The sequence below is a fragment of the Faecalibacillus faecis genome (assembly GCF_003024675.1).
Lineage (GTDB): Bacteria > Bacillota_I > Bacilli_A > Erysipelotrichales > Coprobacillaceae > Faecalibacillus > Faecalibacillus faecis.
The window spans coordinates 94918-120565 of the sequence record NZ_PYLP01000001.1; the positions used below are offsets into that span (position 1 = coordinate 94918).

General features: G+C 29.2%; 24 protein-coding genes. 12 read left to right on the top strand and 12 right to left on the bottom strand.

Annotated features, from left to right (window positions below; genetic code table 11):
- Positions 1-3: 3 nt before the first annotated feature.
- From C7U55_RS00525 to C7U55_RS00535, 3 genes are all read right to left on the bottom strand, one after another.
- On the bottom strand, positions 4-3600 hold the full coding sequence (locus C7U55_RS00525) for a UvrD-helicase domain-containing protein (RefSeq protein ID WP_106986869.1): 3597 nt from the start codon (positions 3598-3600) through the stop codon (positions 4-6).
- On the bottom strand, positions 3587-6370 hold the full coding sequence (locus C7U55_RS00530; RefSeq protein WP_106986870.1) for a PD-(D/E)XK nuclease family protein: 2784 nt from the start codon (positions 6368-6370) through the stop codon (positions 3587-3589). Before C7U55_RS00530 ends, C7U55_RS00525 begins: the two co-directional genes overlap by 14 nt.
- 105 nt (positions 6371-6475) lie before the next feature.
- On the bottom strand, positions 6476-8380 hold the full coding sequence (locus tag C7U55_RS00535) for an NAD(+) synthase (protein ID WP_106986871.1): 1905 nt from the start codon (positions 8378-8380) through the stop codon (positions 6476-6478).
- A 104-nt stretch (positions 8381-8484) separates the two neighbouring features.
- Here C7U55_RS00535 and C7U55_RS00540 point away from each other — a divergent pair, with 104 nt between their 5' ends.
- The 3 genes from C7U55_RS00540 (at position 8485) to C7U55_RS00550 (ending at position 10546) form a co-directional block, all read left to right on the top strand.
- Positions 8485-9270: a ZIP family metal transporter gene (locus C7U55_RS00540; RefSeq protein WP_106986872.1), complete on the top strand. Its 786-nt coding sequence runs from the start codon at positions 8485-8487 to the stop codon at positions 9268-9270.
- Between the two features lie 11 nt (positions 9271-9281).
- Positions 9282-9497 (top strand): hypothetical protein, encoded by a 216-nt coding sequence (locus C7U55_RS00545; RefSeq protein WP_106986873.1) that lies wholly within the window; start codon positions 9282-9284, stop codon positions 9495-9497.
- An 86-nt stretch (positions 9498-9583) separates the two neighbouring features.
- Positions 9584-10546, top strand: coding sequence for a helix-turn-helix domain-containing protein (locus C7U55_RS00550; RefSeq protein ID WP_106986874.1), 963 nt, complete (start codon positions 9584-9586; stop codon positions 10544-10546).
- Positions 10547-10745: 199 nt separating this feature from the next.
- Here C7U55_RS00550 and C7U55_RS00555 read toward each other — a convergent pair whose 3' ends face one another.
- From C7U55_RS00555 to C7U55_RS00565, 3 genes are read right to left on the bottom strand one after another with little or no spacing between them, the layout of a single operon-like run.
- Positions 10746-11327, bottom strand: a complete 582-nt coding sequence (locus tag C7U55_RS00555) for a GNAT family N-acetyltransferase (RefSeq protein ID WP_106986875.1) — start codon at positions 11325-11327, stop codon at positions 10746-10748.
- On the bottom strand, positions 11309-12688 hold the full coding sequence (locus tag C7U55_RS00560) for an MATE family efflux transporter (RefSeq protein ID WP_106986876.1): 1380 nt from the start codon (positions 12686-12688) through the stop codon (positions 11309-11311). The genes C7U55_RS00555 and C7U55_RS00560 overlap by 19 nt, the downstream gene beginning before the upstream one ends.
- Complete coding sequence (locus C7U55_RS00565; RefSeq protein ID WP_106986877.1) at positions 12672-13115, bottom strand: MarR family winged helix-turn-helix transcriptional regulator; 444 nt, start codon at positions 13113-13115, stop codon at positions 12672-12674. Before C7U55_RS00565 ends, C7U55_RS00560 begins: the two co-directional genes overlap by 17 nt.
- 97 nt (positions 13116-13212) lie before the next feature.
- Here C7U55_RS00565 and C7U55_RS00570 point away from each other — a divergent pair, with 97 nt between their 5' ends.
- Together C7U55_RS00570 and C7U55_RS00575 are read left to right on the top strand one after the other, a co-directional pair.
- A complete protein-coding gene (locus tag C7U55_RS00570) occupies positions 13213-13938 on the top strand; it encodes a Tim44 domain-containing protein (RefSeq protein ID WP_106986878.1) in 726 nt (241 codons plus the stop codon).
- Between the two features lie 73 nt (positions 13939-14011).
- A complete protein-coding gene (locus C7U55_RS00575) occupies positions 14012-14539 on the top strand; it encodes a DMP19 family protein (RefSeq protein ID WP_106986879.1) in 528 nt (175 codons plus the stop codon).
- 589 nt (positions 14540-15128) lie between these two features.
- Here the strand turns inward: C7U55_RS00575 and C7U55_RS00580 are convergent.
- Positions 15129-15647, bottom strand: a complete 519-nt coding sequence (locus tag C7U55_RS00580) for a hypothetical protein (protein WP_106986880.1) — start codon at positions 15645-15647, stop codon at positions 15129-15131.
- Between the two features lie 106 nt (positions 15648-15753).
- On the opposite strand from C7U55_RS00580, the gene C7U55_RS00585 reads away from it, so the two are divergent.
- The gene (locus tag C7U55_RS00585; protein ID WP_106986881.1) at positions 15754-16521 is read left to right on the top strand and encodes a formate/nitrite transporter family protein; all 768 of its coding nucleotides are present in this window, start codon (positions 15754-15756) and stop codon (positions 16519-16521) included.
- Between the two features lies 1 nt (position 16522).
- Here C7U55_RS00585 and chbG read toward each other — a convergent pair whose 3' ends face one another.
- Positions 16523-17251 (bottom strand): chitin disaccharide deacetylase, encoded by a 729-nt coding sequence (chbG, locus tag C7U55_RS00590; protein ID WP_106986882.1) that lies wholly within the window; start codon positions 17249-17251, stop codon positions 16523-16525.
- 89 nt (positions 17252-17340) lie between these two features.
- Between chbG and rdgB the strand changes: the two genes are divergently transcribed.
- Genes rdgB through C7U55_RS00605 form a run of 3 tightly spaced genes read left to right on the top strand, consistent with a single transcriptional unit; the run spans position 17341 to position 19102 of the window.
- Positions 17341-17925: an RdgB/HAM1 family non-canonical purine NTP pyrophosphatase gene (gene rdgB / locus C7U55_RS00595; protein WP_048923376.1), complete on the top strand. Its 585-nt coding sequence runs from the start codon at positions 17341-17343 to the stop codon at positions 17923-17925.
- A 12-nt stretch (positions 17926-17937) separates the two neighbouring features.
- A complete protein-coding gene (locus C7U55_RS00600) occupies positions 17938-18447 on the top strand; it encodes a tRNA (cytidine(34)-2'-O)-methyltransferase (RefSeq protein WP_106986883.1) in 510 nt (169 codons plus the stop codon).
- Positions 18437-19102 (top strand): TIGR01906 family membrane protein, encoded by a 666-nt coding sequence (locus tag C7U55_RS00605; protein WP_106986884.1) that lies wholly within the window; start codon positions 18437-18439, stop codon positions 19100-19102. The genes C7U55_RS00600 and C7U55_RS00605 overlap by 11 nt, the downstream gene beginning before the upstream one ends.
- Here the strand turns inward: C7U55_RS00605 and C7U55_RS00610 are convergent.
- Complete coding sequence (locus C7U55_RS00610) at positions 19071-19742, bottom strand: restriction endonuclease (RefSeq protein WP_106986885.1); 672 nt, start codon at positions 19740-19742, stop codon at positions 19071-19073. The genes C7U55_RS00605 and C7U55_RS00610 overlap by 32 nt on opposite strands.
- Before the next feature lie 39 nt (positions 19743-19781).
- Here C7U55_RS00610 and C7U55_RS00615 point away from each other — a divergent pair, with 39 nt between their 5' ends.
- Positions 19782-20384, top strand: coding sequence for a biosynthetic peptidoglycan transglycosylase (locus C7U55_RS00615; RefSeq protein ID WP_106986886.1), 603 nt, complete (start codon positions 19782-19784; stop codon positions 20382-20384).
- A 10-nt stretch (positions 20385-20394) separates the two neighbouring features.
- Here C7U55_RS00615 and C7U55_RS00620 read toward each other — a convergent pair whose 3' ends face one another.
- Together C7U55_RS00620 and C7U55_RS00625 are read right to left on the bottom strand one after the other, a co-directional pair.
- The gene (locus tag C7U55_RS00620) at positions 20395-20793 is read right to left on the bottom strand and encodes a Fur family transcriptional regulator (protein ID WP_106986887.1); all 399 of its coding nucleotides are present in this window, start codon (positions 20791-20793) and stop codon (positions 20395-20397) included.
- A gap of 55 nt (positions 20794-20848) precedes the next feature.
- Complete coding sequence (locus tag C7U55_RS00625) at positions 20849-21757, bottom strand: hypothetical protein (RefSeq protein ID WP_106986888.1); 909 nt, start codon at positions 21755-21757, stop codon at positions 20849-20851.
- A 40-nt stretch (positions 21758-21797) separates the two neighbouring features.
- Here C7U55_RS00625 and hflX point away from each other — a divergent pair, with 40 nt between their 5' ends.
- Positions 21798-23003 (top strand): GTPase HflX, encoded by a 1206-nt coding sequence (gene hflX, locus C7U55_RS00630; protein WP_106986889.1) that lies wholly within the window; start codon positions 21798-21800, stop codon positions 23001-23003.
- 20 nt (positions 23004-23023) lie between these two features.
- On the opposite strand, the gene C7U55_RS00635 is transcribed toward hflX, so the two are convergent.
- Positions 23024-24508, bottom strand: a complete 1485-nt coding sequence (locus tag C7U55_RS00635; RefSeq protein WP_106986890.1) for a DUF1846 domain-containing protein — start codon at positions 24506-24508, stop codon at positions 23024-23026.
- Positions 24509-24637: 129 nt separating this feature from the next.
- Here C7U55_RS00635 and argF point away from each other — a divergent pair, with 129 nt between their 5' ends.
- Positions 24638-25630, top strand: a complete 993-nt coding sequence (gene argF, locus C7U55_RS00640; RefSeq protein ID WP_106986891.1) for an ornithine carbamoyltransferase — start codon at positions 24638-24640, stop codon at positions 25628-25630.
- The last annotated feature ends 18 nt before the right edge of the window (positions 25631-25648 follow it).

Below are 25648 nucleotides of genomic sequence, written 5' to 3' on the forward strand. Positions count from 1 at the left end.
CTCCTAAATGACCACATAACGATGAATGTGTAAATAATAAACAATAGCTTCTACTTCATAGTCAGGAAACATTTGTTTCATGATTTTTTTATAATAATACATTTGCCCTTGATGAAGTTCTTCTAAAGTTTGTATAGAACTTTCTTTAGAAATTGTATCCGTTTTATAATCAATAATTGTAATTTTATCTTCATTGATACATAAAACGTCAAAGATTCCATGAATAATTTGGTTATTTTCATTTAATAAAGAAAATTCTTTTTCTTTATAACAATGTTTACTTTCTAACATTAATTGATAAACATTACTTTCCACAAAACTTTTTAAATGGATTTTATAATTATTTAATAACTTTTTTGCATCTTCATTAAAAACGTCACGTTGAAGTGTTTTTTCAAATGCTTCTTCAAAATTGAGATTCTTCTCTAAAGGAAATAATTCTAAAAATAAATGAACAAGGGTACCTCGATCCGTTGCTTTAAAAGAAGAATCTTCAATTTCATCATCTCTTTCAAAATAACGATTACCATCATCTACAATAGAAGTAACCGCTACTGTTTTATCAAAGTCACCATGACTTTGATAAACAAAAGCATTGTTTTTTAAATAAGTTTCTTCATCTTTCTTCTCTTTTAAAGAAGTAGGGTAGATATATTCATCAATTGTATGCGTATCAATAATTGAAGTATGAAACTTAGAATGACAAGTATTAAGTTGCATTTGTTTTTCTTGATACAATTGTAATTGTAACGCATTATTTTTTACTTCCGCTAAATCATAACTATTTCTAATCTTTTCATCAAATAAAGAGAGATCGATACATTGTTGAATAAAATCAGGATGACGAATCAAAGCCAACATGATCCAATTCAACATTTGGTTGGATTTGCGAATGGTCGCCGGTAAAAGATGATGTGAGGCATCTAAGGCGGAATCAATGACTTGTTTTTGCCATTTTTCAATCATCTTAAGTTCTTTTAAACCACCTGTTAATATGAGTTTTTGTGAAGCTCTGGTAAGAGCGACATAAAGAATACGCATTTCTTCATTGATGGTTTCATTATCAAGGATTGTTGAAAAAATACCACGTAAAGGATGCGAATATTCAACCAATACATTTTTAAAATCACCTAAATCTTGCTTTTGATGAGGGTTTAAAATCATACCTAAATTTTTATCTTGAATTAATGGGGCTTTGCCATCTGCAAAGTTGAATTGATGATTCATTTGATTGACAATAACAATAGGAAACTCTAAACCTTTTGATTGATGAATTGTCATAAAAGTGACGGCATCTCCATCACTTGAAAGCGTAGCAGGTTTGTAATCAATTCCTAAAGTCATCGTTTGCGTAATTTTTTGTACGATTTGGTAAAGTGAAAGATTTTCGTCTGCTTTCAGCATTTCAATGAATAATTGGATATTAGCATAACGTTGTTTTCCGTTATAAAGAGAACTAATAAACAAATCATATTCATTTTCTTTAATAAAGCTTTCTAAAACTTCATAAACAGGATGATTTTGGGCATATTCCTGTATTTCATGATAATACTTTAAAAAATCGATAGCTTCTTGATCATTTGCTTGTTTTAAAGACTCATACATGGATGTTTTTTCTATTTTATGAAGATAGAGCCAATTTTCATCAAAATGGGTCTTTGTATAATTACCTTTAAGTAAAGAAATCAAAGCAAGATCATCTAAACAATTATCTAAAGCTTTTAAAAAATAAACACAATCAAGAATTTCATTACTTTCAAAAAAGCCTTTTGTAAGAACAATAAGATTAGGAATAGAAATAGCATCAAAAACCTTTTTATAAGTAATAAAGTTAGCCACATTACGCATTAAAACAACAATATCTTTATAACTGGCTAAACGCTTTCCTGTATAAAAATCAAGTTCTAAATGACCCACCATTTCATGGATTCTTTTTCCAATCATTTTCGCTTCATATTCAACCATATCTACTTTTTCTTCTTCAGGTTTTAAAACGAGCATGATTTCACTATCAAAACGTTTTTCTTGATCTAAACGATGCATTGCTTGTTGAAGTTTTTCTTCATTTTCACACTTTTCTTTTCTTAAAAAATCATAATTAAGTTGTGCATGAGGGTCGTTGTCATATTCTAAACCACCATAACGTTGATCCATGATGGCATTAAAAATATAGTTAATACTATCAAGGACAATTTTATTAGAACGGTAATTGAATTTTAAATCAATACGTTGATTATCATCTTTAACACCATAAGTAAGATATTTTTCATTAAAGATATCTAAATCGGCTTTTCTAAAACGATAAATGGATTGTTTCATATCACCAACCATAAAACGATTGATTTCAGGCATTTGATAACGTGAAATCAATAAAATTAAATTTTCTTGAATTTCATTGGTATCTTGATATTCATCAATCATAATTTCATGAAATTGTTTATAAAGCGTTTGAGCAACGCCATTAGATTCACTTAAAAGTTGTAAAGTATATTGTTCCAAATCATTAAAATCAAGATAAGAAAGTGATTTTTTATAAGCTTGATATTCTTTTTGAAATTCTTTTAAATATTTTAAATAGATTTTTAAATGATGAGATGAGATTTTTAAGATTTCACTGAGTTCTTCAATAGAAGAAGGCATACACTTTTTATAAGCTTTACCAAATGTATTCTTTGTTTGATCAAGTAAATCTTTATAGGTTTCTTTAATAGAATCATCGACATCTTTATAACTGGCTGCGCGATGTTTTTCGATCTCAAGGTCCATTGAAAAATACTTTTCTTGATCAAATAAAACTTTTAAACTTTGAAAATAACTTTCTAATACTTGATGTGGTGAAGGAAGTTTTTTCGTTTCTTCAAAATAAAATCCTAGACCATAAGTTTGACAATAATCTTCCAATTTTAAATAATTTTCATAAGCTTCTTGATATGCTTCATGTAAAACTTTCTTTAAAGGTTTTTCAATTGGGGTTCCCTCAATTGTTTGTTCATTGATAATACGATCATAAAGATTAACTTCAATTTCTTTTAGATAATCATTAAAATGATAGACCGTGTGTGAAAGATTATCTAATTGAAAGAGGATTTCTTTAAAGGATTCAAATTGATATCCAGTATAGTTTTCTTGATAAAATGTATAGAAATCTTCTTTTTGGACCCATCTTTGTAAACATTGATTTAATATGTTTTCTTTGATAAGTGTTGGATTTTCAATAATTTCAAACTTTGAATTTAAATGAATCATATACCCATATTGACTTAATAAATCACTACAAAAAGAATGAAAGTTTGTAATATAAGCATCATTTAATAAAAGCTTTTGTTTTTCTAAATGTCCTTTTAAAGAAGCATCACAAACTTGAATTCTTTGATCTAAACTTTCTACTAAACGTTGTTTCATTTCTAAGGCGGCTGCTTTGGTAAAAGTCAAAACAAGTAAAGAATCAACATTAACATGATCATCTTCAATTAATGACATCATACGATTGACCAGAATTTTTGTTTTTCCTGAACCAGCAGGGGCAGAAACAAGAATTGAACTCCCACGACTATAAACCGCTAAATTTTGTTCATCGTTTAAACTTTTATCTTTCTTCATTTTTACCTCCTAATTCAATTTGATGATCTTCATTATAGAAAATATCATAGTTACAAATTGCCTTATAATGACAAAAACGACAAGGATTGATATGCATATCAATCGTTGGATTATCACTACGTGTTGGATAAATACGAATATCTCCAGAAATCATTTGTTGGTAAAGACCTTGAATGTGTAAAGTGATTTCTTGTAAAAGTGTATTTAATTCATCATGAGAAATGATTTTTGCGTTATTATAAGGGCTACCATCTTTTTTAAGTTTAACTTGAATAACAGAACTTTCTTGCTCCATATCATGATCAATTTCTAAATATGTTTCATCAACACTATAACCATCCATTTTATAGAGCTTAAAAAAGTTTTCAGGATATTGTTTTTCTAAAATAGATACATCACTTTTTAACATTCTTTTCCTTGTGTTGAAATATAAAACCGCACCTTTATCATAGCTTTTATTCTTTGATAACATTTCTAAATAAATCAACATCTGCATATTAAATCCTAAACGTGCCAAGTCTAAATTCAATTCTTTATTTGATGATTTATAATCAATCACTTTTAAATAATTTTGATAGAGATCCACACGATCGATAAAACCTTTTAATTCAATATCTTGAATTTGATCATAAACTCTTTCTTCGCAAACCGATAATTCAAATAAGCCTCTTTGCATCTGTTTAGAAAGTACAAGAATGGTATTATAAAGATCATCTTCAACTAGTTTTAAAAAGAATTGATTTTTAGGTAAGGCGTATTTCTTTTGAAAATGTTCATTTAAATATTTTTGAACACATAAATGAATATCTTCTTTTAAATGATCAAAGCTCTTCGCTTGATTATTATTAAAATAAAAATAATTCTTTTCTAAAACATAATGGACAAGGGTACCAATTTCATTGCTTTGTATTTTAGAATCATTGATTTGATCAACTTTCAATATATACTGTAAGTAATACTTATATGGACATTGATTATAAACCTCTAATTTACTCGCTGAAAGAGGATTATGTTGATAATCAATTTGTAGAGGAAGTACTTGATGATGCGTTTGTTTATAAGTCAGTAATTGATGATTTAAAACAAGTAGATCTTCATCTTGATTTCCACATAAATAATAGTTTTCTTTTAAAGCTTGATGAATAAGGGCATGCTTTTTAAAAACAGGTATCTCAACGAGTTTTGTCAGTTTTTTGATAATGGATGAAATAACTAAATCCCCACCATTTAAATCTCTTAATGCGTAACTTAAAACTATTTTTTCATGATGAGATGAAAAAAGATGTTTTAAATCATTTTGATGTTCTTTTAAGTCATCATAGGTTGTTGGATAATTGATGGCGAGTGCTTCTTGATTTAAAAGCAAATGTGTATTTTTAAATTCTTTAGGAACAATGGTTTCATTGAGTCCTAAACAATAGATATATTGAATTCCTAAAAGTTCGCTATAAGGTTGATTATAATTTAAAAGATAAATACTGTCATAATTTTCTTTAATAAAATGGGTTTTAGGAGAAAACATTTCTTCAAGTAAATTCATATATTCTTTTAAAGAAAGTGTTTCGCTTCCTGACAAATCAATGCTTGAAAGAAAAGCATAAACTTCTTCTGATTTATTAAAAGAAGCTTCTATAAAAGTCTTTAAAGAAAAGGAGTAAGTTGTAAGATTGGCTCCTTGAATCTTTAATACAGCTTCTTTTAAAGTATAATAAGCTTTATCATCAATAAAACCTTGCGATTTATATTTATTTTTTAAATAAGAAACATATTGAAAATCTTGAAAACCTTGTAACTGATAAGAACTTAAAGCATCAAGAAGATCTTCTTCATTATGACTTAAAACATAACGTAAAAGCATCATGACAGTTTGAAAAGTTTTATTAACAAGTGTTTCTTTTTTATTATAAGCAAAACCAAATTGATCAAGAATACGGCATAAATGGCGATAATAATCATCATTTGGATAATAGATAGCAAAATCACGCAACGTATGATTTGAAAGCAATGTATTGATATCAAAAACAACTTGTTTGACTTCCTCTTGAATTGTTGATGCTTTTAATAATTGGTAGGGATGTAAAAACGTACTTTTTTCTTGTAAAGAATCAAAGAGATGATTTGTGACATAACCGGTATAATCATCCATTTTATTTTCTTGATTGTCTTGATAAAGGAAGACATGACCATACTGATCAAGTTTTTGTATGATTTCTTGATTTTTTGAAAACTTATTTTGATTCGTCAAAAAATAATAACGATCGTGGCATTTTTCATCAATTAAAGAAAGAATAAGATCATGAACTAAGAAATGTTTTTGATCAAATTGTTGGTATAAATGAAAAAGTGTTTTGATTTTATCTTGTGAAAGGCGTGGTAAATCTTTGTCAGTTTCTTTTAAAGAATAGAGATAAAAGTTTTTAAAGATTTCTAAAATCTCTTTAGCCATTAAAACATGATTAAGACTATGATGAAATAAAGAAGAAGGATCTTCCTTATTGAGTTGCATAATTTCTAAGATATTTTCTAAATTGGTTTTTTGTTTAAAATCTTGATGATATCTTTGAAGAAGTTTTTGATAAAACGTTGAAAGTGTCATGATTTCAATATTAAAGAGTGCCTTTGTTTGTTTTAAAAAGATTTCTTCATAATATTTAGGATCATCAACGATAATATAATGAAGAACAAAAGGATTTTCTTTTGCGGATATAAGACAATCGTTAATGATTTGTTTCATTGTTGAACTATAGTGATTTGAGTTATAAATATGCATAATGTCACCTCTTGTTTTATTTTATCATAGATAGCTCTAAATATTTAGTGAAAAACTATATTAAAAGGATAAAATAGGGTGTTAAAAAAGAACTGCAGAGCAGTTCTAAATTTTTTCTACTTCATCAAGCCATATTTGAACATTGGCATCGCTTGGCATACGCCAATCTCCACGAGGAGAAAGAGCAACCGAACCAACTTTTGGACCATCAGGAATACAGCTACGTTTAAATTGTTGGCTGAAGAAACGCCAGTAGAATAAGCGTAACCATTTTTTGATAGTTTCTTTATCATATTTGTCTTTAAAAGCAAGTTTTGTCTTTTTATAAAGTTTACATGGTTCATCACCAAAACGCACCATATGGTAAATAAAGAAATCATGAAGTTCATAAGGACCTACGATATCTTCCGTTTTTTGAACAATTTTATCATCTTCTTGAGGAAGAAGTTCAGGAGATACGGGTGTATCTAAAACATCTTGTAAGATTGTTTCAAGAACTTGTCCTTGATAAAGAGATGAAACATAATCAACAAGATAACGAACAAGTGTTTTTGGAACAGAAACGTTTACAGCATACATTGACATATGATCTCCATTATACGTCGACCAGCCTAAAGCAACTTCACTTAAATCACCGGTTCCAATCACTAGTCCACCAATTTGATTGGCTTTATTCATTAAGATTTCTGTACGCTCACGGGCTTGAACATTTTCATAAGTGACATCATGAACATTTTCATCTTGATCAATGTTTTTAAATTGCATTCTTACCACATCTGCGATATTGACTGTTTGACTTGTCACGCCAAGTTCTTCCATGAGACCTAAAGCATTGTTTTTTGTACGTGATGTTGTGCCAAAACAAGGCATAGTAATGGCATAGATATTCTTTTTATCATAACCAAGTTTATCAAAAGCCATCACACATACAAGAAGGGCAAGGGTCGAATCTAATCCCCCTGAAATGCCAATGACAACTTTATCAATATGCGTTGCTTTAAGCCTTTGCATTAAACCTCTTGTTTGGATTTCAAAAACTTCTTTACAACGTAATTCTCTTAATTTTGGATTACTTGGCACAAAAGGATGAGGATCATAATAATGATTTGTTTCAATATCAATTAAATCCATATCAAAATAGACATAATCATAATCATGATGTGATTGATAAGTTGTCATTTTTCTTCTTTCGCTGACAAGTTTTTCAACATCTAAATCACCATAAATCACTTCAGCATCAAAGCCTGTACTTTCACTTACAATCGTTCCATTTTCACAAATTAAATGATGCCCAGAAAAAACAACATCCGTTGTACTTTCACCGCTTCCCGCATTACTATAAACATATCCGGAAACAAGTTTTGCTGATTGCATTGAAACAAGGTTTCGACGATAATCTTTTTTAGCTGTTAATTCATTGCTTGCGGATGTATTACAAATAACAGTTGCGCCATTTAAAGCAAGTTCATTACTTGGCGCATTAGGAAGCCATAAATCTTCACAAATTTCGACTCCTAAAGTAAAGCTTGGCAGATTTTGACAAGCAAAAACCACTTTACGTCCAAATAAAACGATTTGTCCAAAGAGTTCAATTTCAATATTATCTTCAAAACAAGGTGTAAAACGTCTTCCTTCGTAATATTCATTATAATTTGGAATATGATATTTAGGGACGATTCCTAAAATACTTCCATCATATAATACAGCTGAAACATTATATAAGTTGTTTTGATAATGGAAAGGTAAACCAATAACGACAATTTGTTGATGTCCTTTTGTATCTTTCATAATTTCTTCTAATTGAACAAGACATTCATTTAAAAGACGATTTTGTAAGAAAAGATCTTCTAATGTATAACCACTTAAAACAAGTTCAGGAAAAACAACGACTTGTGCTTTTTTTTCACGAGTTTCTTTTAAAACTTTTTTGATTTCATTAGCATTATGTTTTACGTTGCCAATAAGTGTATCAATCGATGCACTGGCAACTCTTATATATCCATCTTTCATAAAATTCCTCCATTTGCCCTTATTATAACAAAAACATAATTATTTTAGCATATCATTATGCAAAATATTCAAAATCTTTATAATAAAAGAAGAAGGAGAAATTTATGAATACATTATTATATCCATTATTTGGAACTTTATTTACTTTTTTAATGACAACATTAGGAAGCGCTCTTGTCTTTTTCTTTAAAGATGAGGTCAAATCCTTTTATCAACAACTCTTTTTAGGCTTTGCGGCAGGCATTATGATTGCTGCCTCTGTTTGGTCATTATTGATTCCTTCCATGGAAATGGCAGAAGCGAATGGACAAAACAGTGCTCTTATTTTAGGAGGAGGCTTTATTATAGGTGCTCTCTTTTTACTTTTTTTAGATCATGTAATTCCTCATCAACATTTAAATGAAGATAAGCCAGAAGGTCCTAAAAGTATGTTAGGAAAAAATACTATGCTTGTTTTAGCGGTAACCCTTCATAATATTCCTGAAGGTTTTGCGGTAGGATTAACTTTTGCGATTGCGGCAAGCAATTCAAGTATTACTCTGGCTTCCGCATTTGCTTTGGCACTAGGAATTGGATTACAAAATTTACCAGAAGGAGCAGCGATCTCCCTTCCTTTAAAACAAGGAGGAATGTCACGTACAAAAGCTTTTGTTTATGGAAGCCTTTCAGGAATTGTTGAACCGATTGCAGGAGTCATTGCCGGTTTTACGATACATATTATGCAAACGATTTTACCCGTTTGTTTATCCTTTGCAGCTGGAGCGATGATGTATGTCGTGGTAGAAGAACTCATTCCTGAAGCACAGCTTGGTAAACATAGCCACGTTGGAACTTTTGGGGTTTTAAGTGGTTTTGTGATCATGATGTTGATGGATATTTTTTTAGGTTAGGAGTGATGAAAATGTTTTATTTTTTGTTTATGATTTTGATGTTTTTTGTTTTTGGAAAATTATTTTTCTTTGGGTTAAAGGCAGCTTGGGGACTTTCAAAATTTGTTTTAACGATTATTTTATTACCAATTACTTTAATGATGATGGTTTCAGCTGGTTTAATTTATTTTGCCTTTATTTTATTGATTATTATAGGAATTATAAGTTTTTTTAAAGTAAATATCTAAATGTCAACTGTCAGTTGACAAAACGAAAAGCAGAGTTGGTAGTGCTTTTTGGATAATTGTTCTATGATAGAAACAGGAGGAAAGTTATGAACTTATCAGAAAAAATAATGCTATTAAGAAAAAAACAAGGGTGGTCACAGGAAGAATTGGCGAATCGTTTGAATATCTCAAGACAATCCATTTCCAAGTGGGAATCCGGTCAATCACAACCAGATATTGATAAAATAATTTTACTTAGCCAACTGTTTCAAGTAACGACAGATTATCTTTTATTAGATCAAGAAAATGAAGAACATCGTCAAATAGGAATTTATTTATCTTTGTCACAAGTACAAGAATATTTGACTCTTAGAAAACAATCATCTTTAAAAATTGCCTTTGCAACTTTTCTATGTGTGATTTCACCTATTCCATTAATTGGTCTTACAACGTTATCTCAGTATCAACGATTTCACATGACAGAAAATTTGGCTGTAAGTCTAGGACTTAGTTTTTTAATTATTTGTATCACAATTGCGGTGATTCTTTTTTGTTTATGTGCTTTTAAAGTAAAAAAATATGAGTTTTTAGAAAAAGAAGATTTTTCTCTTGGAAATGGTGTGAAAGAATACGCATTTAAAGAAAAAGAAGAATATCAAGATCGCTATCATCGTTATCAAATTATAGGAATTGTTTTATGTATTTTATCCGTTTTACCTATTTTTATCTTTTTAAATTATGAGTTTTTAGAAAGTATTGCGGTATGTATTCTATTATTCTTTGTAAGTATTGGTTGTTTTTTTCTTGTTTTAGCGGGAACTTATCAAAATGCATTAGATAAGATTTTACAAACAGGGGATTATACCCCTAAACAAAAAAAGAATAACATTTTAAAATCTAAAATCAGTACCATCTATTGGCTTGTTGTGACCGCTATTTTTCTTTATTATACCTTTGGTAAAAATGGTAACGGACAAATGCAATATAGTTGGATCATTTGGGCCATTGCAGGTGTTTTATTTGGTGTTTTGATGATCGTTATCGACTTAATCAATAAAAGAAGGGATTAAGATATAAGTCATTGGACTCATTATTTTATTTGTTTTTTATCTTTGTTATTTCGCTTTTAGCGATTATTATGTTTCATCTTCAAATTAAATATGTGGAAGAACCATTTTTAAAACAAGAATTTAAGGAACAATACCTTCAATATTACCAACAAGTTAATCGTTATATAGGAAAAAGGACAGGTTTTAAATAACTTGTCCTTTATATGTTTTCTTCAATAAAATGTTCATATTGATTCCAATATTTTTGATAAATCCGTTTCTTTCCATCAAGACTTATTTGATACATTCTAAAAATAACTGGAATATTTTTAGGCATCCAGTGTTCCTTGTAAGAATAACAATAATGCATACCTGATTTTTTCATAACATGACCGCTATGAATATTTTTAATATCATGGGTTGCAGTTAAATAATTAAGCCCCTCTTTTTGCGCTTGTTGAATAATGGCTTTTACAGCTTCACTTATAATTCCTTGATGCCAGTATTCTTTTTTTAGACCATAGCCTAAATCATGACTTTCATCTAAATCAATATTGATATAACCAATGGGAGTATTGTTTTCTTTTAAACAAATAGCATAAGCGTATCTCTGTTTCTTTTGATAAATAGAAGCATATCTTTCTTGATAAAAGCTTTTAGCTTCATCTAGATTTTTTAAAGGAAACCAAGGAAGAAAATGGTTGACTTCCTTATCAGAAAAAATGTCATAAAAAGCTTCTAAATCATTTTCATTGAATTTTCTTAAAATCAATCTACGTGTGTTTAATGTTGGGGTATACATACGGCTTCTTCCTTGCATTTTTGTTGAAGTTTTCTACCAATCGTTAACCACATGGTAATATAACAAGCACCACCACCGATAAAGTTACTGATAGCTTCAGCAATAAAGACACCATTAATGCCAATAAATTTTGGTAAGATGATAGTCAAAGGAGCAACAATGATTACTTTTCTAAAGATCGAAAAGAAAATCGCTTGTTTTGATTTTCCTAAACCAACGGCAGTTGATTGTCCAACCATTTGGAAGGTCATCATAAAGAAACCAAAGAAATAAAGATGTAAAGATGTGATACCATGACTAATGATTTTTTGATTATGTGTAAAGATTTGAATGAAAAATTCAGGGAATAGGGTAATTGCAAGCCATATCACAAACATCATTATAAAAGAAACAATTGTGACAAACTTAATACCTGTAAGAACACGTTTATATTCTTTAGCCCCATAGTTATAACCTAAAACTGGTTGACAGGCATTGGCCATTCCTTGACCGGGTAATTGAGCAATTTCACGAATGGAGTTGATAATTGTCATGATGGCGATATAAAGATCTCCACCGTAAGTTTGTAAAGTCGAATTACAAACAATCGTCACAACAGAATTGGTAATTCCCATCATAAAACCAGCTGTACCAAGTGAAAAAATACGTTTTACATAGTAGAAATTAAGTTTAAAATATTTTTTTCTAAGTTTCAAAATAGTTTGTTTACCTGTTAAAAATTGTAAGGTCCATAAAGCAGAAATACCTTGAGAAATGACGGTTGCAATAGCAGCTCCTTTAACATTCATATGTAAAACAAAGATAAATAGAGGATCTAAAATAATATTTAAAATAGCACCGATAAGAACTGTCATCATTCCGACTTTCGCAAAACCTTGACTATTAATAAAACTATTCATCCCTAGACTTACTAAAACAAAAATAGTTCCAATTAAGTAAATAGATAAATAATCCAAAGCATAACTAATAGTATGTTTACTGGCACCAAAAGCCCATAAAATATCTTCTTTGAAAATAAAACCAACAATCGTAAGAATAATTCCAAAGATGACAAGTAAAGAAAATGAATTACCCATGATTTCTTCAGCGTCATCATTTTTACCTTGACCTCTCGCAATTGAACAAAGAGGGGAACCACCCATACCAAAGAGGTTCGCAAAAGCCATGACAATGGAAATAATTGGTAAACAAATTCCTAGACCACCCATAGCAAGGGTTGCTACATGAGGAATACGTCCAATATAAATACGATCAATAACATTGTATAAAACATTAATGAGTTGAGCGATAATCATTGGTCCTGCAATTGACATAATATGTTTAGGAATACTTCCTATCGCAAAGTTATTTTGTGTTTCCATGTGTATCCTCCTTTTCTAAGGTATTATTCATTTGTTTAAGCAAATGAATGATTTCTCGTTGTTCTTTTTTAGAAAGTCCTTGTAAAATAAATTGGTCGCTTTCTAAACAAATTTGTTTGACAAGTTTTGCTTTTTCTTTTCCAAGTTTAGTTAGATGAATTAGAATAGAACGCTTATCATGATTTTGATTTTTCTTTTCAATATAATTCATCTTTTCCATCTTATTAAGCAAAGAGGTTGTTGTAGATTTATCTACAATACATAGTTTTCCTATTTCTTTAGGAGACAAGGGACCATGCTCATCTAAACATTGAAGGACTTTACTTTGTCCTGGTAAAACATCGATTTGTATTGTTCTTTGATTGATCCATCTTTTTTGATGGTTAAAACATTTAAGTAATTGAAAATGAAATTGATCTTCTAACATAAGTGCCTCCTATATAGTTTGAATTCAAACTATATTTTATACTTCTTTTTTTAGAAGTCAAGACTATGTTATAATAAATCAAACGGGGGAAATAGGTATGAAAAAGATAATTACAATACTTTCAACATTTTTAATAATCACGTTATTATTTACGGGAAGCTGTTATGCCAGAGCCGGTGGTGGAAGTGGTTCTGGTAGTAGTGGTGGAGGAGGCTCTTCAAGTTCTGGAGGCAATAGCTATCACGACCATTATTATGGAAGAAGAGGGCGTTCCAATCCCATAGAAGGTATCGTTATGACCGTTGTCGTTGTTTCGGGAATCTATGGATTAAATGCTTCACAAAGAAGACGTAAAGCACGGTTACTTCATCAAAGAACTAAAAAACAACTGGATATTTTAGATGATGAAGATGCTTTTTGGAATGAAGAAAGAATTAAAAAAGAAGTCAAACGTAATTATTTTATTATTCAAGAAGCATGGTCAAAAAAAGATTTAGAAACTTTAAAAGACTACTTAACACCACAACTTTTAGATGCGTTGCAAACAAAAATGAATTGGTATGAGTTTCAGGGAAGAAGAAATGAACTTACGAATATAAAACTTATAAAACAACATGTCGTTAATGTTTATGATAGTGAAAATGATGATGAGGATTGTTTTTGGGTCTATATTGAAGGAATGATGGATGATCTTACAATTGATGAGCAAAATCAAGTGATTGAAAGTTACGATGGTGTTTTTGTGGAATATTGGAAGTTTAAACGATTAGGGAATCGTATTTTATTAGATGAAATTAGACAACAAGATGAATATGAAAACTAGAGAAAATAAAGATGAATAAGAAAACAATTGGAATTATAGCTATAAGTGTTGTTTTAGGAGCTTTTATTTTAGTGTGTGTGTAAAAGAAAAAGTAGATGATTTTAATCAAAATCCTACAAAACAAATATGGGATCTTTATAAGGAAAGTGAAAAGATTTCTAAAACACCTTTAAAAGAACTCTTAAACAAAGAAGCAACCAATACAACCATTGATGAAGTGTATCTTCGTTTATGTGATTTATGTGAATATGGTTATGAATTGGATCAAATCAATGATTATCAAAGAATTTTCTGGCTTATTTATAATTTTAATGGTGAAACAGGAAATGGTGGCGTTGAACAATTCCTTTACAATTGTCATGATCAAGTCGATATTACTTTACAAACCTTACAAAATGTTCATCTGGAAAACAGTGCACGCTATTTATCTGAATCAAAAGAGATTTGTCCTGAAAAAATAGAAATGTATAGTAATGATGAAATTACAGAAAAACTCAATCAAAAAGATGATACTTATTATGATGAAAGTGAAAAGGAATGCAATGCGTTTTTGCTGCAATATTTAAAAGAAAATAAAGAACATTTTATGAAAGAAAGTTAAAAGCAGAAGGCATCAACTTTCCAAACAACAGTCGAGGACGTTATTTAGGAGACGTAAAGTTAGAATTTTTGATGGAAGAATTAAATAAATGACATGCGATTTATAATATTCATCCGCATCGTTCTAAGCTTATCAATGAAAATATTGTTGCCGCTGGACTTGTTCCTTTATTTGATTTTATTGCAGATACTACGCGAGCAGTTTTAAATTTAATAGGAAATGATGTTATTTTACGCTATCCAAATATTGCTTGGATTATTCCTCATTGTGGTTCTTTTTTACCGAATATTTATGAGAGATTTATGGGAATGTCAAAAATACTAATACCACAAAAAATGATGAAAGAAGTAGATGTTGAAGCAAGCTTTAAAAATCTTTATTTTGACATTATAGGAAATCCTGTACCATATCTTTTAAAATGATTACTTATAATTACAACAGATATGGGAGTGATTCTCCCTTTACTCCTTCGAAATATATTAAAACGAATTTAGAGGTATTACTAAAGATGTTAGATGGAGAAGATTTAAAACAATATAAAGAAATGATTTTATTTAAAGATGTGCAACAAATGTTTTTTTTAAGCGACTCAAAAGTCGTTTTTAAAATAGGAAAGCATTTCTTCCACTTCTTTTAAATTATCATTTTTATTTTTTTCTATGATCCAAGTTTCATCATGGTAGGGAATAATAAGTTTGTTGGTTTTTGAAGTAGCATTTTTTAAATAAGATGAAGGAATTTGTACAAGTTGGTTTCCTTTGCGGTCATAAAAAGTTAATCCTGATTGCCAATAGGCAAGTAAATACATTTTATGGACTCTTTTATAAGTAGCATAAAGTAAGAAAATCATTAAAATGCAACATAAAGCAACCATATCAAAATGATGTACTTGAAATTGAATGAAAATGCATAATAATAAAACGATTATTAAAATAGGACATACGAATAAAAAAGCATAAGCCTGATAATAACCAGATACAAAAAGATGAGGTTTATTAAAGATTACTTCTTCTTGTTGTATCTTTTTTTGTGCTTTTTTGGTAATGATTTTTTCTGTTTGTTTCTCAATCGCTTTGGTTATTAATTCTTGAATTATATGATTCAACATAAAATCACCTCATCTATAAAGTAACATAAAAATAAAGTGATAAAAACAATGAAAGAGGTTACATTTATATATTTTTTATGTTATTGTAAGAAACGGAGGAAATTTTATGGATTATGAATTATTAGAGAAAGCTGCCATGACAAAATATGAAATGTCTAAAAAAGATCCGTTTCGTTTTTTTATAAGAAGTATTGTGGCAGGACTTTATTTAGGTCTTGCGACCATTTTATCTTATACATTGGCAGTTTTACTTGTAGAACATCATGTAATTGCGGCTAAAATTGCATTTGCAGGAGCTTTTGGAATTGGTTTAGTGATTATTGTTTTACTTGGATCAGAGCTGTTTACGGGAAATTGTTTTACCACGATGTTTCCAGTTTACCATAAAAGATTAAAATTTTTAGATATTTTACCAATGTGGGGAATTTGTTATGTAGGAAACTTCGTGGGAATTGCCTTGATTTGTTTTTTATTTATTAAAAGTGGTGTCAATCATGAAGCGATGAATCAATATCTTGCAAACGTCGTTTCTAATAAATTAAGTTTTGATGGTTTAGAACTTTTTATTAAAGGAATTCTATGTAATTTTATTGTATGTGCGGCTGCATTTGTTGGTATGAAACTAAAAGAAGAAATGGCTAAAACATTTATTATGATGATTATTGTCATGACATTTGTTTTACCAGGATTTGAACATAGCATTGCGAATATGGGAACATTTTCTATGACCTTTACCGCTTTGGGTACAAGCATATCTTGGAGTGGAGTAGGATTACATATGTTTCTTTCGACTTTAGGAAATATTATTGGGGGAAGCATTTTTCTTGGCTTACCAATCTATTTGATGATTCGACCAAAAAAATCTAGCGAATAAGCTAGATTTTTTTAATAGCATGGTAATTAATGAATTCAATATCTTTCGTCATTTCTTTAACTTTTTGACTACATAAGAGATCTAATTCATGAGCACGTCTTAAATGATAAGAAGATATTTGGTAAAGTTTCCAATCAATCATGGCAGGATGGCACATCAATTCATAATTTTCAACATCTTTATGTAAAATCATATTAATCATTTCAAAAGTTGCATCTTGATTATAGAAAAGTTCTTCAAAATAAACCGGTTCAAAGTCTTTTTGTAAGTATGTTTCTTGACGAATAGGTAAATCATATTCATGGGCCAGTTTTAAAACGACATCCCTGTTGCTTTTAAGTAAATGAACATGATGATGAGAATCTAAATGTGTTGGTTTATGCCCTATAATTTTGATGAACTTTTCAATTTGGGCTTTCCATTCTTGATACAGTTCTTCTTGTAATACAATCGCTTCTCGATTTTTATAAGTATCTCTTGATTTGAAATTTCCTTTTTCATCAATAAAGCTAACTTTCGTTAAAGGCTTTCCAACGGTAATATTTAAATGAACTCCTAAACCTAAATTTGGATACGCTTTTGTCATTTCTAAATATTTTTCAATATTTTCCATATTCATCATACAAGTTGTTGAAGTTAAAATACCATCTCTATGTGCTTTTAAAATTCCTAAACATACACCTTCTGATAAACCAAAATCATCAGCGTTAACAATTAATTTTTTAATCATAATGAACCTCCTAAAGATATTATAAAGAAAATAAGTGAACTATTATACAAAAAATGCTAAAATACATACAAAGAAAGTGAGATGAAAATATGAAAGAACTCATAGTAGCAACAACCAATCAAGGAAAAGTTAAAGAAATTCAAGCAATGTTGAAAGATTTAAACATTGAAGTTAAATCTTTAAAAGATGTTTATGATGAAGTACCTGACATTATTGAAGATGGTAAAACATTTAAAGAAAATGCTTTGATTAAAGCTCAATACGTTGCCAATGATTTACATAAAATTGTTTTAGCGGATGATAGTGGTATTGAAATTGATGCTTTTGGAAAACTTCCAGGAATTTATTCTGCACGTTTTTTAGGAAAAGATACCCCTTATCCTATTATCAACCAAGCGATTATTGATGCTGTTGAAGGAAAAGAAAGAACATGTCGCTTTGTGTGTGCATTGGCTTTATGTATTCCTGGTCAAGAACCTATTTTAATTCAAGAAACTTTTGAGGGGGAAATCAATGATCATATTGCTGGAGTCAATGGTTTTGGTTATGATCCTATTTTCTATTTCCCACCTTGTCAAAAAACAAGTGCTGAAATGACTTTAGAAGAAAAAAATAAATACTCACACCGTGCTAAAGCACTTAAAAAATTATATGCAATTTTAAAAGAATTATAGAAGGAGATAAAAATGAATCATATTGTATTAGTACACCCAGCAATTCCTCAAAATACTGGAAATATTATGAGAACATGTGTCGCAACCAATACAGCGTTACATATTATTAAACCTATGTCATTTGAATTAGATGATAAAAAAATGAAAAGAGCGGGGCTTGATTATATTAAAGATTTAGATTTACATGTCTATGAATCTTATGAAGAATTCAAAGCTAAAAACCCAGGAGAATACCATTTTTTTACACGCTATTCAAAACTTTGTTATACTGATCAAGATTATAGTGATAGTTCTAAAGAGCATTATTTATTCTTTGGACATGAACATGATGGTATTCCAAAAGAAATTTTAAAAGAAAACTTAGATCGTTGCGTCCGCATCCCTATGTCTGATAAAGTAAGAAGTCTTAATTTATCTAACTGTGCAGCCCTTACGATTTATGAAGTCTTAAGACAACAAGATTATCCAAGCCTTTCTAAAGTAGAAGTACAAAAAGGTGAAGAGTTTTTATATGAGTTATAGTAAAAAAGATATACTGACAAGTATATCTTTCATGCTATTTATTCTTTCTTTTGCGATTGTCTTTGTTGTCTTTTTTAAACCGCTTTATTATTTTGATATTGATCATTTAAAACTTGTTGAAAATACGCGTTATACATACCAACAACTAAAAGAAAACTATCAAATTTTAATTCATTATCAATCTATCTTTTATCAAGGAAAACTCGTTTTTAAAGACTTTATTATGTCAAAAGGTGGACGTATTCATTTTGAAGAGGTAAAGCGTATTTTTGAAGTGTTACAAGTTATTTGTCTACTCACTTTTTGTACAACTTCTATTTTGGTTTATAAACAAATCAAACAAAAAGAATATCGTTTTTTTAAATTAACAGCCGTTTTAACGATTGTTATTCCTTTGATTTTAAGTTTCTTTGCCTTTGTTGATTTTGAACATTTATTTATAACTTTCCATCAACTCGTCTTTAGTAATGATTATTGGCTTTTTAATCCGAAACTTGATCCAATTATTAATATTTTACCTGAAAGCTTTTTTATGCATTGTTTTATGTTGATTGTTTTTATTGTTTTATTTAGTGCATTTATTTGTTATAAAATCTATCAACATTATCAAAAAAAGATCTTAACTATTGATAATCATGAATTGCATACTCTTTAATTTGATTATATTTTTTATAACGTAATGTTTTAAAAAACATATAAATAAATAAAAGAAGATGAATAAGAAAAATACTTAAATAAATGAGGTTTTGATATTGAAAGTGTAAATAGTAAAAAAGACAAATAATGATTAAATCAACAACATAACAATAAAGAGGAATCTGACTTGAAAAAAGTTTTGCTTTTTTAAGCATCTTTAAAAGTTTAGGACGATCAATTAATATAATATCATTTACAGAAGCAAGCTGATAAGCTGCTTCTGTGAAATAAGAATTCGTAATGACAATTGCGCAATCTAAATGATAGTAGGAAATTCCTCCATAAGCTTGTTGAATAGCACTCACACCAATATTCTTTTGATATCTTTTACACTGAAAGCCATAAGAAACTTGATTCTTTTTAGCAAGAAGATCAATGCCGTAATCACCACTTGCTTGAGTGATTTTGACAGAATGATAACCGCTTTTAATCAGGAGTTTTTGAATTAATAATTCAAATTCAAAACCGGTAAGATGATCGATTTTATTTTCATCAATATGTAGACAAAAAATATTTTTATAAAATTGGAAAATCCAATGAATAAGTGTTTTTAAAAACCAGTAAGGATATAAAAGACAAATTTTATAAATAAAAGACATAAATTCACCTCTTCGTGATTATAACATAAGGAGTATTCTATGAAAAAATTTCTTTTGAAAATTATTAGTATTTTCTTAATTATTGTTAGTGGGTTTTGTGGCTATTATGGTTATTTAGGCTATCAAATCTATCAAGATAAGATAGAAGAACGATCTTTATCTGAAAGAGTCGATCAATTAAAAAGTAAAGAAGACTATGTCACGCTCAATCAAATTTCACCGATTTATAAAGAAGCTGTTTTAGAAAGTGAAGATCGTCGTTTTTATCAGCATGGTCCGGTAGACTATTATGGTTTAGCACGTGCCATGTTTACCAATCTAACAACCTTTTCTTTTAAAGAAGGTGGTTCGACCATTACTCAACAGCTTGCTAAAAATCTATGTCTTTCATTTGAAAAGGATCTTTCACGTAAATTTGCGGAAGTCTTTATCGCTAAAGATTTAGAAGATCACTATAGTAAAGATGAAATTTTAGAAATGTATTTAAATATTACGTATCTAGGTGAAGGAAATTATGGGATTCAAGCAGCAAGTCAGCATTATTATCATATTGATGCCATTGATTTAAACAAGCAACAAAGTGAGGTATTGGTTAAAACTTTAAAAAGACCAAGTATCTATAATCCTTCTAAGATAAATTAAAAGACAGCAATTAAGCTGCCTTTTTTTCTAAGCAACTTTCACAGATGCCAGACATATTGATATCAATAACATCGATATGATGTTTATAAGTTTGTTCAAATTGTTTGATGATTTTTTCATCATTGTTATCAAGATCATAAATGGTTTGACAACAGTTACACATAAAGTGCATGTGTGGTTGAATATTACCATCATAATGAACCATGGTATCCCCTAGATCAAGTTTCTTGATTTGTTTTGTTTCAACAAGTTGATTTAAATTACGATAAACAGTTCCTAAGCTTAAATGAGGATAATCAATTTTTAAATCTTGATAAATCATTTCAGCTGTAGGATGGTCATATCTATTTTTTAAATTGTTGAAAATGAGCTCTCTTTGTTTAGAGTATCGAATCTTAATTTCTTTCATAATTTTCTCCTAATAGTAATGGTTACTATTATTATAAATAAATACCATACATCTGTCAAATCAATACAAATTGAAGAAATAGTAAACAAAGAATAAAGGAAAGAATTCCATGATAGAGACGAGAAAGAAAATATTTTTTAAAAGAATAGGGAATAGCTTCTAAAAGATTATCAGCTTGCATCATAACGGAAAAGCCACTAAAAGAGAGAAAGAAACATACAAAAGGAAGCATTTTTTTGGACTGATGAATGATTTTTAAAGAGCCACTACTAAATTCTAAAATTCCTTTAAGATAATCAAAAGAAAATTGAGGAAAAACATCTTGTAAAAAAGAAACAAAAAATTGGAAAATCAACATATATCCTAAAATAAAGAGGAAAGCATAGACACTGGAAAGAACACTTTTTTTAAAGGCTTTTACAAAAGAAAGATGTGGTTGTTTTAGAGTTTGAAGGACTTGTTTAAAAGTAAATTTTTTTTGAGGATGATGATAAAAGGAAGCGAGTATAAGACTTGGTAAAAGATGACAAATGAGGATTAAAAAAGAATAAGGTGTGTTTAAGGAAACAAAGATAAAAGAAATAGAACTAAAAGAAGCAATAGATAAAAGGTGTTGAAGTTCATCAAGGTCAATATAATTTAATTCATAAGCTTCTTTAATGATTTTTACATTGGTTGGATAGCCACAAAAAAAGGAAACAAAATAAAGAGAGGACATCATTGGCGTTAAAGAAAATAAAGCATAAAATGGTTTTTGGAGAAAATAAGCAAGAATGTCTAAAATACCTAAATTTAAACAAAGAGAAACAAGAATCATAAAAGGAAGTAAAGAAGGTAATAGATTTTTAAAGACAATGGTAATGACATCATGGCTGACATCAACAATCGTTGACATATGAAAAAAAGAAAAGAGAGTTAAAAATGTGACAAAGAGTAAAGTAAAATAGTCATTATATCTTTTCATAGAGGCTCCTAATTGGTAGAATACTTAAAGAGGTGATAGAATGAAAGCAATCTTAGTATTAACATCAACAAATCCTTTTTTTGAAGAAGAACTTAAATCTTTATGTGAGGCTTGTCATATTGAAATAGGAGATGTTGTGATTCAAAAATTAGAAAAAATAAACCCAGCAACGTATATAGGTAAAGGTAAAATTGAAGAAATTAAATTAAAACTTCAAGATGAAATGATTATCTTTGATGATGAACTGACACCATTACAAGTTAAAAACTTAACAGATTTATTAGAAACAGAAGTTACAGATCGTACAGATTTGATTTTACGTATTTTTGATGAGCGTGCTAAAACAAAAGAAGCGAAGCTTCAAGTAGAAATAGCGCGTGATCAGTATTTATTACCACGTCTTGTAGGAATGCAAGAACATATGTCTCACCAACAAGGTGGTTCTGGTTTTAGGGGTTCAGGTGAAAAACAAATTGAACTTGATCGAAGAATCATTGCTAGAAAGCTTGCCCGCTCTCGAAAAGAACTGGCTGAAATCGTCAAACAAAGACAAGTACAAAGACGAAGAAGAAAGAATAACCAAATTCCGGTTATTGCTTTAGTAGGTTATACAAATAGCGGAAAATCGACTTTATTGAATACGTTATGTCCTGATAAACAAAAGAAAGTTTTTGAAAAAGATATGTTATTTGCGACTTTAGAAACATCCACAAGACATATTAAAATAAAAAATCATGATTGTTTACTTACAGATACTGTTGGTTTTATTGAAAGATTGCCTCATCATTTAATTCAAGCTTTTCGTTCCACTTTAGAAGAAGTAAAAGAAGCAAATCTTTTATTACATGTTGTCGATACAAGTTTTGAAGACTATCAAATGCAAATAGAAACAACCAATGAAGTCTTAAAATCATTAGGGGTTGAAAATACACCAATGATTTATGTTTATAATAAAATTGATTTAAATAAATATGCTTATATCCAACCACAATCACCTTATGTTTTTATTTCAGCAAAATATAAAAGAGGTCTTGATTTATTAGAAGATGAAATCTCACATCTTCTCTTTAAAGATTATGAAGTATTTGAACTCTCTATTCCTTATAGTCAAGGAGAAGATTTTAAATATTTACAACAACATTGTTATGTAAAAGAAATAGAATACTTAGAAAAAAGTATTTATTTGAAAATAGAAGCAAGAAAACAAGAAATAAAGAACTATTTACATTATTGTTTAAAACATTAAAAAAATAAGCCAAAATTGGCTTATTTTTGATATATACGATTAAATTGGAATTTATCTTCTGAAGTTAAACGAATACCTAAACGTTTTAAAGTATCAATATCTGTTTCAGATAAGATGACTGATGAATGGGCTTCACAGTATTGTAATTGTTCAATACATGATAAAGCTTTTTTAGCGTTTTCATTATTATTTGCGGAAATAGATAATGAAAGTAAAATTTCATCTGTATGTAAACGAGGATTCTTATTTTTTAAGATTCCTTTTTTTAGTTTAGCAACAGGTTCAATAACTTCAGGTTCAATTAGTAAAATATCATCATCAATATTGGCAAGATATTTTAATGCATTTAATAAACATGCTGAAGCACTTCCAAGTAAAGATGTTGTTTTACCAGTGATAATATGTCCATCATTAAGTTCAATCGCAAATCCTGGTTCATTGGTTTTTACTTCGATTTCTAATGCATGATTGACACATTTACGATCTGTAGCTTTTAAATCTAAAGTAAGCATGATGGCTTCAATTTTAGAGATTGCTGATTTATCAACAAGACCACGTTTAAAATCGAGTTTTGTTTGATAATAACGACGAATGATTTCTTGTTTACTTGCTTCTTTACATGCTTCGTCATCAATAATCGCATTTCCAGCCATATTGACACCCATATCGGTAGGTGATTTATATGGACATGTTGACATGATTTTTTTGAATGTTGATTCTAAAACAGGAAAGATTTCAACATCTCTATTATAGTTTACAGTTGTTTCGTTATAAGCTTCTAAATGGAATGGGTCAATCATATTGACATCATTTAAATCTGCCGTAGCTGCTTCATAAGCTAAGTTTACAGGATGTTTTAAAGGAATATTCCAAATAGGGAATGTTTCAAATTTTGCATATCCTGCTTTAATACCATGAGTGTATTCATGATAAAGTTGTGATAAACAAGTCGCCATTTTTCCACTTCCTGGACCAGGTGCTGTTACGACAACAAGTGGTTTTGTTGTTTCAATGTAATCATTGATTCCAAATCCTTCTTCTGAGACGATTTTTTCAATGTCATTTGGATAACCTGCAATAGGGTAATGTCTAAAGACTTTAATACCCAAGTTTTCTAGTTTCTTTTGAAAAGCAATGGCATGTACTTGGTTTTCAAAACGGGTAATTGTGACACTTCCAACATAAAGTCCAATGTTTTGGAAAGCATCAATCAATCTTAAAACTTCTAAATCATAAGTGATTCCTAAATCACCACGCATTTTATTGTTTTCAATGTCATTGGCGTTAATGACAATAATAATTTCTGCATCTTGTTTTAATTCTAATAACATTTTTAACTTACTATCAGGTTCAAATCCTGGTAAAACACGAGATGCATGATGGTCATCAAATAATTTACCACCAAATTCTAAATAAAGCTTATTATCAAATTGTTTAATACGCTCTTTGATATATTTTGATTGTAATTCAATGTATTTTTCGTTACTAAATCCAATTTTTCTCATCTTTCATTTTCTCCCTGTCCCTTATTATATATAATTTGTCTTATTTTTAAACAAAATAATAATTATTTATCAATATTGAAGAAATATCAATATTTTGATAAAATAATTTTTATTAAAAGGGGGATTATTATGAATCTTAAAAATAGACATTTTTTAACATTAAAAGATTATTCAAAAGAAGAAATTAGATATTTATTAGACTTAGCACATCAATTAAAAGCAGATAAAAAAGCAGGGAAAATAGGACAACATTTATTAGGGAAAAATGTATGTTTGATTTTTGAAAAAACCTCAACAAGAACACGTTGTTCTTTTGAAGTAGCTGCTTTAGATGAAGGTGGACATGCTACATTTTTAAGTAACTCACAAATGGGGAAAAAAGAATCCATTGAAGATACAGCTAAAGTATTAGGTAGAATGTATGATGGTATTGAATTTAGAGGATTTAAACAAGAAACAGTAGAAGCTCTTGCTAAATATTCAGGAGTTCCTGTTTGGAATGGTTTAACTGATGTAGATCATCCAACACAAACACTTGCAGACTTTCTTACTATCGAAGAACATTTAGATAAACCATTAGAAGATATTAAATTTGTCTTTACTGGAGATATTCGTAACAATGTATGTTATGGTTTAATGTATGGAGCTGTTAAAATGGGAATGCATTTTGTTTGTCTTGGTCCAAAATCATTACATATTGATCCAGAAGTGCTTGCTTATTGTAAAGAAGAAGCAAAAAAATCAGGTGGAACAATTGAAGTGACAGATAATGTAGATGAAGCAGTTAAAGATGCAGATGTTATCTATACTGATATTTGGGTAAGTATGGGTGAAGATGAAAGTCTTTATAAACCAAGAGTAGAAATGTTATCACCATATAAAGTCACTCAAGAAATGATGAATAAAACAGGAAAAGATTCAACTTTATTTATGCACTGTTTACCATCATTCCATGATTTTGAAACAACTGTTGCGAAAACAAAACATGATGAAGGTATTGATATTCGTGAGGTTGAAGATGAAGTCTTTAGATCAAAGAATTCTGTTGTTTTTGATGAAGCAGAAAACAGAATGCATACAATTAAGGCTGTTATGGTAGCGACACTTGGAAAAGATGCTTAGCATCTTTTTTAAATTTAA

Excerpts from the sequence above, each read along its gene's own strand:
- C7U55_RS00555 (WP_106986875.1), bottom strand. The coding sequence starts at position 11,327 with ATGTATACCCCAACATTAAACACACGTAGATTGATTTTAAGAAAATTC.
- C7U55_RS00625 (WP_106986888.1), bottom strand. The coding sequence starts at position 21,757 with ATGAAAAGATATAATGACTATTTTACTTTACTCTTTGTCACATTTTTA.
- C7U55_RS00550 (WP_106986874.1), top strand. The coding sequence starts at position 9,584 with ATGAACTTATCAGAAAAAATAATGCTATTAAGAAAAAAACAAGGGTGG.
- C7U55_RS00610 (WP_106986885.1), bottom strand. The coding sequence starts at position 19,742 with ATGTCTTTTATTTATAAAATTTGTCTTTTATATCCTTACTGGTTTTTA.
- C7U55_RS00605 (WP_106986884.1), top strand. The coding sequence starts at position 18,437 with ATGAGTTATAGTAAAAAAGATATACTGACAAGTATATCTTTCATGCTA.
- C7U55_RS00540 (WP_106986872.1), top strand. The coding sequence starts at position 8,485 with ATGAATACATTATTATATCCATTATTTGGAACTTTATTTACTTTTTTA.
- hflX (WP_106986889.1), top strand. The coding sequence starts at position 21,798 with ATGAAAGCAATCTTAGTATTAACATCAACAAATCCTTTTTTTGAAGAA.
- C7U55_RS00535 (WP_106986871.1), bottom strand. The coding sequence starts at position 8,380 with ATGAAAGATGGATATATAAGAGTTGCCAGTGCATCGATTGATACACTT.
- C7U55_RS00545 (WP_106986873.1), top strand. The coding sequence starts at position 9,282 with ATGTTTTATTTTTTGTTTATGATTTTGATGTTTTTTGTTTTTGGAAAA.
- C7U55_RS00635 (WP_106986890.1), bottom strand. The coding sequence starts at position 24,508 with ATGAGAAAAATTGGATTTAGTAACGAAAAATACATTGAATTACAATCA.
- argF (WP_106986891.1), top strand. The coding sequence starts at position 24,638 with ATGAATCTTAAAAATAGACATTTTTTAACATTAAAAGATTATTCAAAA.
- C7U55_RS00585 (WP_106986881.1), top strand. The coding sequence starts at position 15,754 with ATGGATTATGAATTATTAGAGAAAGCTGCCATGACAAAATATGAAATG.
- C7U55_RS00565 (WP_106986877.1), bottom strand. The coding sequence starts at position 13,115 with ATGTTAGAAGATCAATTTCATTTTCAATTACTTAAATGTTTTAACCAT.
- C7U55_RS00525 (WP_106986869.1), bottom strand. The coding sequence starts at position 3,600 with ATGAAGAAAGATAAAAGTTTAAACGATGAACAAAATTTAGCGGTTTAT.
- C7U55_RS00620 (WP_106986887.1), bottom strand. The coding sequence starts at position 20,793 with ATGAAAGAAATTAAGATTCGATACTCTAAACAAAGAGAGCTCATTTTC.
- C7U55_RS00570 (WP_106986878.1), top strand. The coding sequence starts at position 13,213 with ATGAAAAAGATAATTACAATACTTTCAACATTTTTAATAATCACGTTA.
- C7U55_RS00600 (WP_106986883.1), top strand. The coding sequence starts at position 17,938 with ATGAATCATATTGTATTAGTACACCCAGCAATTCCTCAAAATACTGGA.
- C7U55_RS00530 (WP_106986870.1), bottom strand. The coding sequence starts at position 6,370 with ATGCATATTTATAACTCAAATCACTATAGTTCAACAATGAAACAAATC.
- C7U55_RS00560 (WP_106986876.1), bottom strand. The coding sequence starts at position 12,688 with ATGGAAACACAAAATAACTTTGCGATAGGAAGTATTCCTAAACATATT.
- rdgB (WP_048923376.1), top strand. The coding sequence starts at position 17,341 with ATGAAAGAACTCATAGTAGCAACAACCAATCAAGGAAAAGTTAAAGAA.
- chbG (WP_106986882.1), bottom strand. The coding sequence starts at position 17,251 with ATGATTAAAAAATTAATTGTTAACGCTGATGATTTTGGTTTATCAGAA.
- C7U55_RS00580 (WP_106986880.1), bottom strand. The coding sequence starts at position 15,647 with ATGTTGAATCATATAATTCAAGAATTAATAACCAAAGCGATTGAGAAA.
- C7U55_RS00615 (WP_106986886.1), top strand. The coding sequence starts at position 19,782 with ATGAAAAAATTTCTTTTGAAAATTATTAGTATTTTCTTAATTATTGTT.